This is a genomic window from Stenotrophomonas sp. 3(2025), from assembly GCF_052665395.1.
The window spans coordinates 44,042-60,624 of record NZ_JBQOIF010000027.1 but is presented as its reverse complement, the minus strand read 5'-3'; the positions used below and the strand labels follow the sequence as shown (position 1 = coordinate 60,624).

Annotated in this window: 11 protein-coding genes; 1 reads left to right on the top strand and 10 read right to left on the bottom strand. The window is 66.5% G+C overall.

Annotated features, from left to right (window positions below; genetic code table 11):
• Positions 1-157 precede the first annotated feature (157 nt).
• Complete coding sequence (glnE, locus tag ACUXVE_RS17525; RefSeq protein WP_445514876.1) at positions 158-2,953, bottom strand: bifunctional [glutamate--ammonia ligase]-adenylyl-L-tyrosine phosphorylase/[glutamate--ammonia-ligase] adenylyltransferase; 2,796 nt, start codon at positions 2,951-2,953, stop codon at positions 158-160.
• 375 nt (positions 2,954-3,328) lie between these two features.
• Here glnE and ACUXVE_RS17520 point away from each other — a divergent pair, with 375 nt between their 5' ends.
• Positions 3,329-4,843 carry an acetyl-CoA hydrolase/transferase family protein gene (locus ACUXVE_RS17520; protein WP_222387871.1) on the top strand — a complete coding sequence of 505 codons (1,515 nt, stop codon included), beginning with the start codon at positions 3,329-3,331 and terminating at the stop codon, positions 4,841-4,843.
• A 303-nt stretch (positions 4,844-5,146) separates the two neighbouring features.
• On the opposite strand, the gene hglS is transcribed toward ACUXVE_RS17520, so the two are convergent.
• The 9 genes from hglS to ACUXVE_RS17475 form a co-directional block, all read right to left on the bottom strand.
• Positions 5,147-6,508: a 2-oxoadipate dioxygenase/decarboxylase HglS gene (gene hglS, locus ACUXVE_RS17515; protein WP_445514875.1), complete on the bottom strand. Its 1,362-nt coding sequence runs from the start codon at positions 6,506-6,508 to the stop codon at positions 5,147-5,149.
• 162 nt (positions 6,509-6,670) lie between these two features.
• Complete coding sequence (locus tag ACUXVE_RS17510; protein WP_445514874.1) at positions 6,671-7,159, bottom strand: hypothetical protein; 489 nt, start codon at positions 7,157-7,159, stop codon at positions 6,671-6,673.
• A 31-nt stretch (positions 7,160-7,190) separates the two neighbouring features.
• Complete coding sequence (locus ACUXVE_RS17505; RefSeq protein ID WP_445514873.1) at positions 7,191-7,943, bottom strand: HAD family hydrolase; 753 nt, start codon at positions 7,941-7,943, stop codon at positions 7,191-7,193.
• A gap of 97 nt (positions 7,944-8,040) precedes the next feature.
• Positions 8,041-8,460 carry an EF-hand domain-containing protein gene (locus tag ACUXVE_RS17500; RefSeq protein ID WP_025878233.1) on the bottom strand — a complete coding sequence of 140 codons (420 nt, stop codon included), beginning with the start codon at positions 8,458-8,460 and terminating at the stop codon, positions 8,041-8,043.
• A gap of 227 nt (positions 8,461-8,687) precedes the next feature.
• On the bottom strand, positions 8,688-9,059 hold the full coding sequence (locus ACUXVE_RS17495) for a hypothetical protein (protein ID WP_222387873.1): 372 nt from the start codon (positions 9,057-9,059) through the stop codon (positions 8,688-8,690).
• 622 nt (positions 9,060-9,681) lie between these two features.
• The gene (locus tag ACUXVE_RS17490; protein ID WP_445514872.1) at positions 9,682-10,395 is read right to left on the bottom strand and encodes a M15 family metallopeptidase; all 714 of its coding nucleotides are present in this window, start codon (positions 10,393-10,395) and stop codon (positions 9,682-9,684) included.
• Positions 10,328-11,884, bottom strand: coding sequence for a serine hydrolase domain-containing protein (locus ACUXVE_RS17485; RefSeq protein ID WP_445514871.1), 1,557 nt, complete (start codon positions 11,882-11,884; stop codon positions 10,328-10,330). Before ACUXVE_RS17485 ends, ACUXVE_RS17490 begins: the two co-directional genes overlap by 68 nt.
• Positions 11,885-11,967: 83 nt before the next feature.
• A complete protein-coding gene (locus ACUXVE_RS17480; protein WP_445514870.1) occupies positions 11,968-14,967 on the bottom strand; it encodes a TonB-dependent receptor in 3,000 nt (999 codons plus the stop codon).
• A gap of 50 nt (positions 14,968-15,017) precedes the next feature.
• A complete protein-coding gene (locus ACUXVE_RS17475; protein WP_445514869.1) occupies positions 15,018-16,490 on the bottom strand; it encodes a transglutaminase-like domain-containing protein in 1,473 nt (490 codons plus the stop codon).
• Positions 16,491-16,583 lie beyond the last annotated feature (93 nt).

The following is a 16,583-nucleotide window of genomic DNA, read 5'->3' as shown; positions in this document are numbered from 1 at the left end:
ACCGTTGGTCGGCACGCTTCTTCAGGGTTCATCGCAGCTGAGGGATTGTGCCGACCAACGGTCGGCACCTACCAATGGAAGGCCATCGCCGAGCCATTGACCCGGTGGGTGCCAGAGGTCGGCACCTACCCAAAGCTGCTACCGCCATTGCAGGCGGTCAGGCGAACGATAGCTCCGCGGCGATGCACGCGGCGCGGATCGCCGCACACGCCTCTTCGATGGCCGGCGTGGTCGGTGCCAAGCGCGGCCGGCGATCCAGCGTGCAGGCCAGCCCGACCTCCAGCAGCGTGGCATGCGCGCCATGCAGCGCCTGTGCGGTGGCTTCGGGCAGGAACTCCGCCGCCGCCAGCGCGTCGATCAATGCAGGCGTGGCACGCGGCTGCAGCAATGCAGGGGTTTGCGCACTGCATGCCAGCACGCCGGTCTGCAGCAGGAATTCCAGGTCGACCACGCCACCCGCGCCCTGCTTCAGGTCGAGCCGCGCGGCATCGCTGCGGTCCAGTTCGGTGCGCATGCGCCCGCGCATCTTCACCACATCGGCATACAGTGTTGCGCGATCACGTTCGCGGCCCAGGGTCTGCGCACGTATCTGTTCGAAATCCTGCAGCAGGCTGGCATCGCCGGCCACGCCGCGTGCGCGCACCAGCGCCTGGTGCTCCCAGGTCCATGCGCGATCGCGCTGGTACTCGGTGTAGCTGGCCAGCGAAGACACGAGCGAGCCCTTGCCGCCATCCGGACGCAGGCGCACGTCGATGTCGTACAGGCGGCCGGCGGCGGTGACCGCAGCCAGCAACGCCATCACCTTCTGGGCCAGGCGCGCATACCAGCGGCCCGGCTCCAGCGGGCGCGCGCCGTCACTGGCTTCCACGCCCGGCGGGTGATCGTGCAGGAACACCAGGTCCAGATCCGAGCCGAAACCCAGCTCCAGGCCGCCCAGGCTGCCGTAACCAATGATCGCGAAGCGGCCGCCGGCGATAGCGCCGTGCGCGGCGTGCATATCGGCCTCGGCCATCGCCAACACGGTGATGACCACCGCCTGCGCCAGTTCGGCCAGTTGCCGGGTGCTGTCGACCGCGCCCTGGCGGCCATCCAGCGTGGCCATGGCCATGCGGAAGCTCAACGCCAGGCGAGTTTCATTGAGCCAGCGCAGCTGCGATTCGGGATCTTCCACTGGCAGCACCTGCCGGCATTCGGCCAGCATGCCGTCGGCGTCGGGCATCGGCCCGGACACGCGTACGTCCAGCAGTTCGTCCAGCAGCAGCGGATACGCGGCCAGGCGTTCGGCCAACAATGCACTGCGCGCCAGCACGTCGACCAGTCGCGCAAGCGCGCTGGGCTGTTCGTCCAGCAGCGCCAGGTAGCTGGTACGGCGCAGCACTGCCTGCAGCAGGCCGAGCACGCGCTTGAGTGCGGCATCGGGCTGCGGTGAACGGGTGGCCGCGTGCAGCAGTGCCGGCAGTACGCGGTCCAGGCGCGCACGCGCCGCATCGGACAGCGACTTCACGCCCGTGCCCTGGGCGAAATCGCGCAGTGACTGATCGGCGCCATTGGCATCGAGGAAACCGGCCTCGGCCAGCAGCGGCGCGTTGCTGCCTTCGGGCAGGCTGCGCCAGTAATTGGCCAGCGCATCCGGCGCTGCCTGGCCCTTGCGTGGCGCCAGCAGCGCACCGAACTCGGTACTGACGCGCTGCTGCTGCACACGCAGTGCCTCGCGCAGCGCATCCCAATCGGCATAGCCCAGGCCGACGGCAATCCGCTGGCGATCCAGCGCATCGCTGGGCAGCACATGGGTCTGCGCATCGCGCAGCATCTGCAGGCGGTTTTCCAGCCGGCGCAGGAACAGATAGGCCTCGCGCAGTGCGGCGCCATCATCGCGGGCGATCTGCCCGGCAGCCACCAGCGCATCCAGCGCGACCAGCAACCGCCGCTCACGCAACACCGGCTCACGGCCACCGCGAATGAGCTGCAGCGCCTGGCACAGGAATTCGATCTCGCGGATGCCACCGGCACCGCGCTTGATGTCGTCGTGCATCTCGCGCCGGGCGACTTCCGCAGTGATCGCCGCTTTCATCTCGCGCAGGCCGTCGAGCGCGGTGAAATCGAGGTAGCGGCGGTACACGAACGGACGCAGGGTCTGCAGCCAGGCCTCGCCAGCGGCGATATCGCCCGCCACCGCACGCGCCTTCAACCAGGCATAGCGCTCCCAGTCGCGGCCTTCGCGCTGGAAGTACTGATCCATCGCAGCGAATGACAGCGCGACGCGGCCCGCGCTGCCGAACGGGCGCAGGCGCAGGTCGACGCGATGGCTGAAGCCATCGACGGTGGTTTCATCCAGCAGTTTGGCCAGGCGCTGGCCGAGCCGGGCGAAATACTCTTCGGCCGCCAACGCGCGCGGACCGTCGGATTCACCGCCCTGCACGTACGCGTAGACCAGATCGACATCGGAACTGAAGTTGAGCTCGCCACCGCCCAGCTTGCCCAGCCCGAACACCACCAGCTGCTGCGGTTGGCCGTTGTCATCGGCGATCACCCCGTGGCGCTGGGCGAATTCCTGCTGCAGGGCGTCCAGCGCCAAGCGCAGGCAGTCCTCGGCCAACGCGGTGGCGCCCGCCAGGGTCTGCGGCACGTCATCCAGCCCGGCCAGGTCGCGCCAGATCAAGCGGGTGGACATCGCCGTGCGCCAGCGTCGCAGCTGTGCCGGCCAGTCGCTGGGCTGCAGCGGGTCGAGCACCGGCGCCGGCAGCGGCGGGCAGCCCGGCGCGGCCAGCTGCGCCAGCAGGCCGGGCTGGCGCACCAGGGTGTCCAGGGCGAAGTCGCTGCTGATGGCCAGCTGCACCAGCATCGGCTGCAGTTCGGCCGGGATGGGATCGGGCACTGCCTGGGCCAGGCGCGCCAGCGCGCGGTGGACGAGGGGCTGCAGGGTGGCGGGCAATTCGGCGGGGGCGAGGGTCATGCACTGATTCTCGCGGGGTCGCATCCCTTTGCCAACGGCGAAGGGCTGTGACCGCTTGCTGCGATATCGCCGAAGGTTGCTGGGGTTGCCGGCCAGCGGCCGGCACTACCGATAATGGAGGCCGCGCATTCATCTTGGGCGACAGGCAATAAAAAAGCCCGCTTGCAGCGAACTGCCAGCGGGCTCTGCTCCCTCCCCCACGTCGGGATGCAGGGCCATCGTGCGGTGTACGAAAGTACTTTGCACGCTGCACTGCAAAACAAAACTGACGGGTATGGGAGAGGCCTTGCCGGAAACACCATTCCACGAAGGTAGAACCCCCCGTACGGCAGGGGATGGCCGATAATCGGGATTCCCCCCAGAAACGCTGTCGTCATGACTGTTGATCGCATCGCCAACGCGCGTCTTCGTGACCGCGTGGTCTCCGCCGAGGCCGCAGCCGCGCTGATCCAGCCCGGTGAAACCGTGGCCATGAGCGGCTTTACCGGCTCCGGTTACCCCAAGGCCGTTCCCGTTGAGCTGGCCCGCCGCATCGAATCGGTGCATGCCCAGGGCCTGCCCTTCCAGATCAGCCTGATGACCGGCGCCTCCACCGCGCCGGAACTCGATGGCGCGCTGGCCAAGGCCGATGGCATCGCCATGCGCATGCCGTTCCAGAGCGACCCGGATGCGCGCAACCGCATCAACGAGGGCAAGCTGGATTACATCGACATCCACCTCAGCCACGTCGCCCAGCACGTCTGGTTCGGCTTCTACGGTGAGATCGATACCGCCGTGGTCGAGGTCTCGGCGATCCGCGAGGATGGCTCGCTGGTGCCGTCCACCTCGGTGGGCAACAACAAGACCTGGCTGGACCTGGCCAAGAAGGTGATCGTCGAGGTCAACGAGTGGCAGCCGGCCGGCGTGGACGGCATGCATGACATCTACTACGGCACCGCGCTGCCGCCGCACCGCAAGCCGATTCCGCTGGTCAATGCCAACGACCGCATCGGCGAGACCGCGCTGCGCTGCGACCCGGACAAGATCGTGGCCGTGGTGCGCACCAATGGCCCGGATCGCAACAGCCCGTTCAGCCCGATCGATGCGACCAGCGAGCAGATCGCCGCGCACCTGATCGAGTTCCTGCAGCACGAAGTGAAACGCGGCCGCCTGCCGGCCAACCTGCTGCCGCTGCAGTCGGGCGTGGGCAACATCCCCAATGCAGTGCTGGCCGGCCTGGCCAAGAGTGGTTTCCGCGACCTGGCCGCGTTCACCGAAGTGATCCAGGACGGCATGCTCGACCTGCTGCGCGACGGCGTGCTGAGCTATGCCTCGTGCACCGGCTTCGCACTGAGCCCGCAGGCCAACGAGACGTTCAAGGAGAACATCGAGTTCTACCGCGAGCGCATCATCATGCGCACGCAGGAAATCTCCAACCATCCGGAACTGGTGCGTCGCCTGGGCTGCATCGGCATGAACGGCATGATCGAGGTGGACATCTACGGCAACGTCAATTCCACGCACGTGATGGGCACGCGGATCATGAACGGCATCGGCGGTTCGGGCGACTTCGCGCGCAATGGCTTCCTGTCTGCGTTCCTGAGCCCGTCGACGGCGAAGAACGGCACCATTTCGGCGATCGTGCCGATGGCCAGCCATGTCGACCACACCGAGCACGACGTGTCGGTGATCGTGACCGAACAGGGCCTGGCCGATCTGCGTGGCCTGACCCCGCGCAAGCGCGCGCAGGTGCTGATCGACAACTGCGCGCACCCGGATTTCCGCGCGCAGCTGCAGGACTACTTCGACCGCGCCAGCCGCGAAAGTTACGGCAAGCACACCCCGCACCTGCTGCCGGAGGCGCTGTCGTGGCACCAGCGGTGGCTGGATACGGGCACCATGAAGGCCTGAGTATTGCCGGTTCGCCGGGCATGGCCCGGCGCTACCCCGCATCGCACCTTGGTAGCGCCGGGCCATGCCCGGCGGGTGTGCCGCATCGCATCTTGGTAGCGCCGGGCCATGCCCGGCGGTGTTCCGCATCGCACCTTGGTAGCGCCGGGCCATGCCCGGCGCGTGTGCCGCATCGCACCCTGGTAGCGCCGGGCCATGCCCGGCGGTGTTCCGCATCGCACCCTGGTAGCGCCGGGCCATGCCCGGCGGGTGTTCCACATCGCACCCTGGTAGCGCCGGGCCATGCCCGGCGGGTGTTCCGCATCAGGTGCGCAGGCCCGCCAGCGATTCGGCCTGGATGCGCTCGTAGATCTCGAACTCATCGTTTACCGCCGCACCCAGCGCCTGTTCGAAGGCCTCGCGATTGGCATGGGCGGCGTACGCGCGCTGCTCACCGCCGCCCAGGTTCGACTGGAAGATGCCTGCGGCACTGACCGGCAGGAAGTCCTCGTAGACGATCGGATCGGCCGTGGCCAGGCCCGCAGCAACCAGCACTTCGGCCGGCAGATCGGCCACGCGCTCCGGCGCGGCGCGGCCAGCGTCGGTCAGCTGGTAGCGGTAATACCCCAGGCCTTCCTGGCGCAGGGTGTCGTGGTCATCCGGGAAGCTGGCGAACACCGCCTGCAGGCGCTGCCCATAGTCGCCACCGGTGCTGCCCGCGCCGTCGGCATCGCGCGCCTGCGTCAGCAGCTGGTCGTACAGCGCGCGGCCCTTGGCGGTCAGCGCCAGGCCGCGCTGCTCGATCTCGCCGAAGCGCGCGGTATGGGTACCGGCGTCGCCGCCTTCGTTGCCCGGGAAGTGCACGGCCTCTTCCAGCGCCTTGAAGCTGGTCTGCCGCAGCAGGATCGGGCAGGCGCGACGCGGCGGGCCCTCGATCACCGCCTTGGCGGCCATGCCGTGCTCGATCATCGCCGCCTGCGCAGCGTCGATGTCCAGCGTGCGCGGGGTCAGGTGGTTGATGTGCGGGCCACGGAAGCTGACCACGTCGGCCACCAGCCGGTGTGCCTTGTGCAGGGCATGGTAGGTCGGCAGGTCGACGGTGGCGTCGCCATGCCAGCGGAAGGTTTCCAGCGCCTGTTCGACGAAGCACTCGGCATCGGCCTGGGTCAGGCCACCGTCACGCTCGGCCTGGTCGATCAGCGCCAGTGCCTCGTCGGTGAAGATGCGGCGGCGGGCGAGGATTTCGGCCGACTGCGCACGCAGCACCTCGTCTTCGATCAGCTCCAGGCGCAGCAGCGAGGTGAACACGCGGAACGGGTTCAGTGCCAGCGCAGCGGCGGTCAGCGGGCGGAAGGCGGTGGAATGCACCGGCACGCCGGCCACCGACAGATCGTAGTAGCCCACCGGGTACATGCCCATCACCGCGAACAGGCGGCGCAGGGTTGCCAGTTCCTGCGGGGTGCCGACGCGGATCGCGCCGTGGCGTTCTTCATCCAGGCGGGCACGCTCGTCGTTGCGCAGCAGCTGCGCGGCCAGCGCCGGGTCCTGCGCCAGCACCTGCGTGTTGATCCGCTCCACCAGTTCCACCAGCGTGCCGTACAACGGCACTTCGGTGCGGTACATGCGGGACATGGCCTGGGCGAACAGGCGGCGGATCACATCAGGCGAAACGAAAGAGGCGCTCATCAGTCACTCGATTACGGGAACGGGGAACAGCTCGGACCCATATTGTCGCCGGAGCGCGCGGCCGCGGCGATACGCAGAGCAACATGAAGAACATCGGTAGCGCCGGGCCATGCCCGGCGAACCCCAGGGCCGCGCTGCGCGCTCGCCGGGCGTGGCCCGGCGCTACCGCTTCAACTGCCGCTTCAGCGTGGCATCGAGGGTGATCGGCCGATCCCAGTGCTCGTAACTGGCCACGATGGCGTGGCGCACGGCGCGGTAGTGCAGGTTCTGCGGCTTGGCCGGCATCCGCTTCACCACCTCGGCCCAGCCGCCGTCGGGATCCTGGCTGAAGGCACGCACGCTGTCGCGGCAGGTCTGGCCACTGGCCTTGGCCCAGAAACAGGCGAAATAGATGTCGCCGGCCTGCCATTGGTGGGTGGTGGCCAGCGCGGCGATGTAGCCGCGCGGTACACCGGCGTAGCGCGATACCTCGTCGAGGAAGGCATCGGGGTAACGCTCGGCGTAGCGGTTGATGTCGGCCAGCTGGGTGTCGACCCAGGCATCGCCGGTATCCACCTCATAGGTCGCCGAACGTTCGGCGGTCTGCTGCGCCAGCACGATGGCCGGCGCCAGCAGCAGGGACAACAGCAGGGCGCGCAGTGGCAGTTTCATCCTTCGATTCTGCCGCAGCCGCCGCGCCGTGTCAGGCCGCGGCAGCGGCCTTGGCCTCGATCGTCGCCAGCGCCGCCGGCCAGTCCCAGGCGGTATCGGCGTTGACCATGCGTGGTTCGTCGTCGGCCACGCCGTGCTGGGTCTCGTGCGCCCAGGTCACCGCGTACGGGGTGTGGATACCCCAGCCGCCGAGGGTGATCACCGGTTCGATGTCCGAGCGCAGCGAATTGCCGACCATCACGAACTGCTGCATCGGCAGGTTGAATTCGGCCAGCACGCGGGCATAGGTTTCCGGGTCCTTCTCGGACACGATCTCGATGCGCGGGAACAGGTCCGCCAGCGCCGCGACCTTGATCTTGGCTTCCTGGTGGAACAGATCGCCCTTGGTGATCAGCACCACCGGGTACTGCGCGGCGATGGCCGCCACCGACTCGCGTACGCCGTCGATCAGCTCGACCGGGTGGCGCAGGGTGTCATGGCCGATGTCGAGGATGCGCTGGATGTCCTTGGCTTCGATCCGCTGCGAGGTGATCTCGATGGCCGCTTCGATCATCGACAGCGTCATGCTTTTCACCCCGTAACCGAACACGCCGAGGTGGCGCTGCTGCACTTCCAGCAGGTGGCGGGCGGTCTGGGTGTCGTGGACGTCGATGTAGCGCGACAGCAGGTCCAGGTAATCCTGCTCGGCCTTGCGGTAGTAGTCCTCGCTCTTCCACAGCGTGTCATCACCGTCAAAACCGACCAGGCCGATGGCGCGCGAGGGCGCAGGCGTGGAGGTGTTCATCGCCCTAGGATACAGGCGCGGCGATGACGAAAAAAACCCGGGTGGCCGAAGCCACCCGGGTTGCCCATGCACCGGTTGTCCCGAATTCAACCGTGGATCAGCGACCCTGGCCTGCGGCCGTGCCACCCGCGCCGGCACCCGCCTGCTGGGCGGCCACGTAGGCCTTGTACTCGTCGGCGCTCAACTGGCCGTCCTTGTTGGCATCAGCCTGGTCGAACACCTGCGCAAGGCCCGCATTCACCTGCGACTCGCTCTTGCTGATGGTGCCGTTGCCATCTGTATCGATGCTGGCCCACGTCTGGCCACCGCCGTTGGCCTGCGCCGAGGCTGCTGCGGCCGCGTCGGTGGCCTGGTCAGCCGCCTGGCCTGCCTGTGCCGCCGCCTGCTGGGCCTGTGCCGCTTCGTTCTGTGCATGCGCGGCCTGCTGCTTGGCCGACTGCGCCATCGCCGGGATGGCCAACACGCTGCCGGCGGCGACGATCAGGGCGATCAGGGGCTTGCGGTTGCGAATAGTCATCTGGGGTGTCTCCTGAAGGGTGGTAGTGCGCGGTCGTTGTCTCCGCACGGCACCTACCCTGCCACCGCGTTTCTGAATCGATTTTGCGCCGCGATTCCCTCGAACACGCATGGTTAACCACTGGCGCAGGCGCATGCGTTAGCACGGTGGTTAGTGCGAAGTGAGCAGGTAGTAAGACGAGCATTCAGCGCTGCAGCATTTAACCGGCAGCGAACGAAAAACCTGCGTCAGTCGACGGTTTTTTCCGATGACCGCGAACTGAACAACACCCATCCCAATGCCACACCGGCGAGCGCACCGGCGATCTCCAGCACCACGCGGCTGCCCAGCTCGTTCGGATCGTGGATGGTGGACAGGAACAGGCGCGCATACAGCGGCGACTCCAGCCGCACGATGCCCATGTAGAACAGCTTCCAGGCGTCGATGCCGGCGGAGATGATCACCGCGATCACGCACGACCAGCCGATCGCATGGCCCACGGTCCAGCGCAGCACCCGGCACAGGTGGTGCCACAGGAAATACACCAGCAGGCCGACCAGCAGGGCGATGAGGCCCGCCTCAAGCGTACCGAGCAGGCCGAAATGCAGGGGAAGGTTCATCGGGCGGGGACGCAGGAGAAGGCGGCCAGTGTAAGGGGTATCGGCAGGGCTGCGCCCTGTACCTGCCGAAGCCAGGGCAACGGCAACCGCCAAAGCAACAGCGGGCGTTCCGTGGGATGGCGGGGTGGTGTCGGATTGCGGGGACGCCGCAAGTACGTCCCTGTAGGCTCAGCCGCGCCATCCATGGCGCGGATGCCCCGCAATCCGACACCCCCCCGCCTTCGACAGGTTCCCGGTATGTGGTAGATCCACGCCATGCGTGGATGGATTTCCATCGAATCGAATATTTCGACAATTGAACGAAGAACATCCACGCATGGCGTGGACCTACCGTGTCGACCAAGGTCGACACCCACCAGGAGCACGCAATGCCATTCCGACAGATCGCGGAAATCTGTCGAAGGCGGGGTGGGTCCGGTTGCGGGGGCGTGAGCCGCATGGATGCGGCGACCGAGCTTACAGGGACGTACTTGCAGCGGCCCCCGCAACCGGCCCCACCCCGCCATCCCACGGATAGCCCGCTTCTGCTGTTGCTGTTGCTGTTGCTGTTGCTGTTGTTGTTGTTGTTGTTGCTGTTGCCGTCGATTCGGCGGGTGCAGGGCGCAGCCCTGCCGACACCCCCTTACCGCACTGGCACGTCGTAGGCGGTACCGGAGTCCGGCTCGGGCTGCAGCGTGTAGTGCCACCACTCCTGCGCATAGTTGGCGAAACCACGCCGTGCCATCGCCTGTACCAGCTGCTGGCGGTTGGCCTTCTGTGCGTCATCCAGGCCGGGCGTCTGCGTATGCGCGCGCGGGCCGAAGAAATCGAAATCGGTGCCCATGTCCATCGGCGTACAGCGCCCGCTGCGGCAATCCAGCAGGCCCAGATCCACGGTGGCACCACGGCTGTGGCCGGAGCGCTCGGCGATGTAGCCGTCGCTCAGCAGTTGCGGCTTGTCCAGATCCGGATACTGCAGCGCCTTGCGCGACTGCTCCTGCGGATCACGTACCCAGGCCATGAATGCCTGCACCGCGCGCACCGGGCGATAGCAATCGTAGAGACGCAAGCCAAAACCCTGCGCGCGCAGGTCGGCTTCCACAGCGGCCAACGCCTTTGCCACCGGCGCCAGCAGATAACACGCGGGCGCTTCATAGCCGGGCACGGGCGCAGCAGTGAAGTTGTTGGCACCGGCGTAGCGGATGTCCATCTCGATGCGCGGCGACAGCGTGCGGATCTCCACCAGTCCTGCCGCAGTGGTGTCGGTGGCGGGCGAGATGCGCGGCGGCTCAGCGGCGTGGGCCGCCGCTGCCAGGGCAATCGCCAGTACGAGTGAAATGCAGGTCCTGGAAGTCATAGCTGAAGTCGATCTCCGGATCGATGGCGCGCAGTTCCAGCGTCGGCGTGCCTGCATCGGGATTCAGCCACGCCTGCGCCGAGGGTTCCAGCGTATCCCACTGCAACAGCCAGCGACCCTGCAGCTGCTGCACCGTTGCCTGCAGCGCGGGCGATTTGTCCACGCTGAAGCGCAGGCCGTTGGCGGTGGGACACAGCGAGGCGGGGCCCAGCCAGGGATCGCGGTAACGCCCCTGCCATTGCGCCAGATCGGTGGCGGCGGCCGGTTGCGCCGCCCGGGTGGAGGGCGCACGACTTCCCGTGGCGGCACGCGCGGCCCGATCGGCCTTAAGCTCGGCCAGGTAGTACCCCACAGGTTGCGCGTCATCCGGCGCGCTGAACTGTTTCAGTGTTGACTGCATCAGCGCGGTGCGGGCTTCTTCGGCCTCGCCGTTGGACAGCATCACTACGCCGACCTTGCGATCCGGCAGCAGCGCCAGCGAGGAATACATGCCCGACAGCGTACCGGTGTGCGCGACCTTCCAGTGCCCGTCCATGTCCGACACCCGCCAGCCCAACCCATAGCCATAGAAGTGGGCGTTGTCCCACTTGCGTTGGCGTTCGCCCAACGGCATCGGCATGTGCAGCGTCCACAGCATGCGGCGTTGCTCGGCGCTCAACCACGCCGGTGCCAGCGCCGGGTCCAGCAGCACCTGCATCCAGCGCGTCATGTCGCGCAGCGAACAGCGGATGCCACCGGCCGCCATCGACGTCAGATCGGGGCTGAGCGTTCCATCGGCACCGGCCACCACATTGCGGCCATCGCGACGCATATGCGGTTGGGCGACATTGCCGACCTGCTTCACCGACCATGCGCCCACCTGGCAACGGGTCATCCCCAGCGGTTCAAACACCCGCTCGCGCATCAGCTGGTCATAGGGCTTGCCACCGGCGGCCGCAGCCACCTCACCGGCAACGACGTACATCAGGTTGTCGTAGGCGTAGCCGCTGCGGAAACTGGTGACCGGCTTCAGGTGTGCCAGCCCGGCGATGACATCGCTGCGGGTGAAGGCATTGGGCTCGGGCCACAGCATCAGGTCACCGGCACCCAGGCCGAGGCCACTGTTGTGAATCAGCAGATCGCGCACCTGCAGGTGTTCGCCCACCCACGGGTCATGCATGCGGAACGCCGGCAGGTGGCGCTGCACCGGGTCGTCCCAGCGCAGCTTGCCCTGCTCCACCAGCGTGGCCAGCAGCGCGGCGGTCATCGCCTTGCTGTTGGAGGCGATCTTGAACAGCGTGTCTTCATCGATGCGGCCGCCGTCACCCCGCGCGCCTTCGGCGTGGCGATAGACCACTTGGCCATCCTCGACCACCGCCATCGCCAGCCCCGGCAGGTGCTCGTGCCGGCCCACGAAGGCGATGTCGGCGTCCAGGCGTGCGGTGTCCACCGCCCCTGCTGGGGCGGTGGGGCTGGCCAGTGCTGCAGCCAGTAGCAACAGACGATACAAGTCAGTCTCCGTCAGGCAGCGCGCAGGCAGGTACGGCGTTCATCACGCCACGCCGCCCCGCAGGGCGGCGCGCAGATGCATCCTCAATAATTCCAGGTCACCGTCAACTGCGCATAGCGCGGCGACTGGAATCCCATGCCATAACCATACATCGGGTTCGGCGTGCCGATGCTGTCCTGCGGTTCGTAGTCCTGGTCCACGGTGACCACGCGCTGCTGGTTGAGCACGTTGTACACCGCCAGCTTCAGGCGCAGGTCAGTGGGGATCGGCACCTTGTAGGAAACGCTGACGTCCAGATCGTAGGTCCACGGGGTACGGCCATCGCCACCGCGCGGCGAATGCACGAACACGCGTTCGGAGGGGACCGTCGACTGGCAGTTGGACACACACACGTAATAGCTGTGGAAGTCGGTGTCGTCGAAGGGATTGCCCGCACCGAAGCGGGTGATCGGGCTGCCCGACTGCACGCCCAGGGTGGCGGCCACGCTGAGATTCTCGGTCAACGCGTAGCTGCCGCGGAACTTGAACTGATGGCGGCGGTCATTGGCCAGATAGCCATAACCGCGGTAGTTCACCCATGGGTTGTCGAAGTTCTCGGTGCGGCCAGCGTCGGCGAAGTCGGTATCGGAGTTGACCGGGCCTTCGGCGTTGCCGCGGCCGTAGGCCAGCGTATAGGATGCATTGAAGCCCCACTTGCCATCCCACGCGCGATCGACCTGCAGTTCCAGCGCCTTGTAGTCACGCTTGGGCTTCACCCAGCCGCGTTGCCCCACGTAATTGCCGTCGTCGTCATACAACGCCCAGCCTTCCTTGGAGGTGTCGATGTCGATCCAGCCATCGTTGCTGCCATCGCAATTGGTGTCCCCCCAGACTGTGTTCGTGCGCCCGGGGTTTCCCATGATCCAGACGCCGTCGATCGCACCACACTGGCCGGTGGCGGTGATGTTCATGTCATCGATGGCGTTGCTCAGGCGCCGGTAGGTGACGCTTGCGGCAACCGACCACGATTCACTCAGCATGTGCTGGAAGCCTAGAATCGCCTCATCCTGGTAGACCGGATCCATGTCCCGGTTCACTTCGGCGCGCAGGTCCGGGACGCTGCCATCGCCTTGCGAATTGTCGACCGGACCGATCTGGCCGCCCAGGTTCGGCACGTTGTTGGCGGCGCCGGTGTAGCCCAGGAACTCATACCAGGTGCGCTCATCGAGGAATCCACCGGCCTGCTTGATGTTGATGACGTTGGCCACCGGCAGGTAGTAACGACCCAGGTTGCCGAACACCTTGGTGGTGCCATCACCACGAACGTCCCAGGCGAAGCCCAGGCGCGGCGCGATCATGTTGTCGATCTTGATATAGCTGTCGCCGTCGCCGCCCTTGTTGTCGAACCCTTCCACGCGCGCGCCGATGTTGAGCAGGAAGTTCGGGGTGACCTGCCAGTTGTCTTCCAGGTAGTAGGCTGAGTTGATGGTCTCGAACGAACCGGCCACTTCGTAGCGGCGGGTACGCGCGACCAGGCCGCTGGCGGGCACGGTGCCGCCGTTGAGTGAACTGCCCGGCGTGCGGTAGTAGATGTCGTAGCGCAGGCCACCGGGACCGGGATAGGCGCGCTCGTAGTCGGAGGTGTTTTCTTCGCGGTCCAGGCCAAAGCGCAGCAGATGGTTGCCGATGGACCATTCAAAGTCGGCGCGCGCGGCCTTGCGCGTATCCAGCGCCGACTCCAGCTGCGAGCTGCTGGTGCAGCTGCGGTCACCCTGCAGGTTGGAAGGCACGCCCTGGCTGGCAGTGCGGTTATCGAACACGCGGTTGCAGTTCTCGTCCATCAACGAGCTCTGCGTGCGGTTGCGCTTGTTCTCGCCATACATCAGCTTCATGGTCAGATCGTTGTTGACCTGCCAGCTGTAGGTGCCCGACCAGTTCCTGCCGCCCACCGTGTTGTAGATCTGGTTGTTGCGCTCGGCTGCGACAGTGCCGGTGTCATGGTCGTAGCGATAGACGTCGGTGACGGTATCGCTCTTGTCGGAGAATCCGAACAGCGACAGCATCTGGTTGTCGGTGATCTGCCAATCCAGCTTGCCGCCCCAGAACGGATCATCGGCGGTACCCCGGTTGAACACGGTACCGGCATCATTGGTCGAATTGGGCGTGTAGTCGCGCGCTTCGTACATGCCGAAGAAGAACAGCCGGTCCTGCACCAGCGCACCGGAGGCGAACATATTCAGCGCACTGCGCGAGTAGTCGTCACGACTGGCGGTGATGTAACGGCTGCCGTCGCCGTCATAGCGGTCGCGCGCCTGCGACTGCCAGGCGCGCGGCTCGAACACCAGTTCGGCACCGGCCTTGAAGTCGTTGCTGCCTGAGCGGGTGACGGCGTTGATGACGCCGCCGGTGCTGCGACCGAACTCCACCGAGTAGCCGCCGGTCTTCACCTGGAACTCCTGGTAGAACGAGAACGGTACCGACGAGAACCCGACCCGGTTGTAGAAGTCGGTGACGTTCAGGCCGTTGATGTAGACGGTGTTCTCCGCCACCGACGAACCACCGAAGGAGATGCCCTGCCCACCCAGCGAGCCCTTGCCCTTCACCGCGCCAGGCGCCAGCAGCGCCACTGCGGTGATGTCACGGTCCACCGGCAGCCGCGACAGTTCCTCGCGGGTGATGTTCGTGGCCGACTCGGTGGACTTCACGTCCACCATCGATACCACCTGCGGTGCGCGTACTTCCACGGTGCCCAACGTGCTGACCGCGCCCAGCGGCACATTCACCGTGGTTGCACTGCCCAGGCTAACGGTGACCTGGCCGACGCGGCTGGCAGCACCACCCGGCAGGCTGACCTCCATGTCATAGGTGCCGACCGGCAACAACGGAATGCGGTAGCTGCCCTTGCTGTCGGCCTGCACCGAACGCACAAAGCCAGTGGCGGGGTTGCGCACGGTAACGGTGGCACCGGCAGGCACCTGTCCGGCATCGCTGGTCAGGCGGCCGACCACGGCTCCGTCCTGTGCGAATGCGCTGGGCGCCAGCGTGGCCATGCACGCGCCGAGGGCGACGCACAAGGCCGCCCGCTTGATGTTGTAAGCCTTCATCCCCTGCTCTCTCCTGCAAGAATTGAATGGTGGTGGGGTGGTGTGTCGCGCTAGCGTTGCCCGGCTGGCAGTACCCGCCACTGGAAGTCGTAGCTCCATTGGTCGAAGTACAGGTTGCCGCCTGACCACTCGGCCTCGCCGCGCTGCGAGTCGACCGTTTCCGAGCGGTGGTGCTGTTTGGCCGGCACGAACGCCAGGCCGAAATCGTCGTTGAAGGCGATGCGGTAGCCATCGAGGCCACCGAGGTAGAAGTCACGCAGCGCGGGCGTGTCGCTGGCCAGCGCACCGGTGGTCACATCCATCGGCAGCCAGCCATAGGGCGCCAGGTAGACCTGGCCCCAGTCGTGCAGGTTGTTGTAGCCGCTGCCATCGTCGGAGAACACCATGCCCGACTGCCAGCGCGCGGGAATGCCGTTCATGCGCAGCAGGGCGATCAACAGCAGTGTCTGCTGCCCGCAATCGGCATGACCGGCGCGCAACGCGTAGTCGCTGATGTTGCTGAGGGTCGAGTACTCGCGCGCACCGGCCCATGGAATGCGGTCGACCGCGGCGAACAGCTTGCGTACCACTTCATACGGGCGTGTCTCGCCCTGCAGCACCTGGTCGGAGAACAGCTTCAGCGCCGGCGTGAAGCGCACGTGCGGCAGCTGCTCGGCCAGATAGGGCTTCAATGCTGGATCATCCGGCGTGGCCTGCACCTTCGTCGCATCGATTGCCGTGTGGAGCGCGAAGATCGTCACCGCATAGTGGATTTCAAAGTGCGTCGGCTGCCCGGCCACCGCCTTGGCTTCCAGGTAGACGGTGCGCTGCTGGGTGCTGGCCGGGGCGATTCGTGCCTTGCCCGGCGCACTGCCGATCCACTGCACGCGCTCCTGCTGGCCGGGAATCTCGCGCGGGTACGGAATCCAGGCACGTACGGTTTCGCCGGCCGGTACGGCATCCGCCTTGACCGTCAACGATTGGGTGAATTCGATGCGCTGCGGCAGCACCGATGCCGTGCCACTCTGTTCGGCGGCAACAACCACACGCGCGTGATGCGCGTTGAGCACCTCGTTGGGGCCCGGCGCCGGCATTGGCGCATCCGCGCGGCGGCGTGCACGCGCTTCATCGCTGAGCAGGAACAGGTTCGATGGTGCGCGCTTGAAGTACCAGCGCGTGCCATCGATGTCGAGATGCTCGAGCAGGCCAAGCTGGTCCCAGCGCGCGAATTCCTCGTCGGTCAGGTCGGGAATCCAGCGGCGTACCGCTGCTTTGGCAGCGGCGTGGTCAAGGGAGAAATCCAGTTTGATGCGGCGCATGCGCTCGCGCTGGAACGCGCTTTCGGCAGCATCGCCTGCGGTCGCCAGCAACGCATCGGCGTCGCTGAAACGACCGCGGTCGACCAGATCGATCAGCTGCGTTTCGCGTTCGCGATCAGTGGCGCTGCGCGGATCCGCGGCCGGTGCCGCCGACGCCCACAGCAGCAGCGCGGCACACAGGCCGGCAGCGGCAGGCAGAGACGGTTTGCGAACGGCAGGATCCACAGCGACACTTCCCAAGCGCGGGTGGTAACGGCTGTGTAACACGGGCCGGGAGACCGGTCAATAATTTATTCTTGCTTTCGGGGCCAAAAGGAA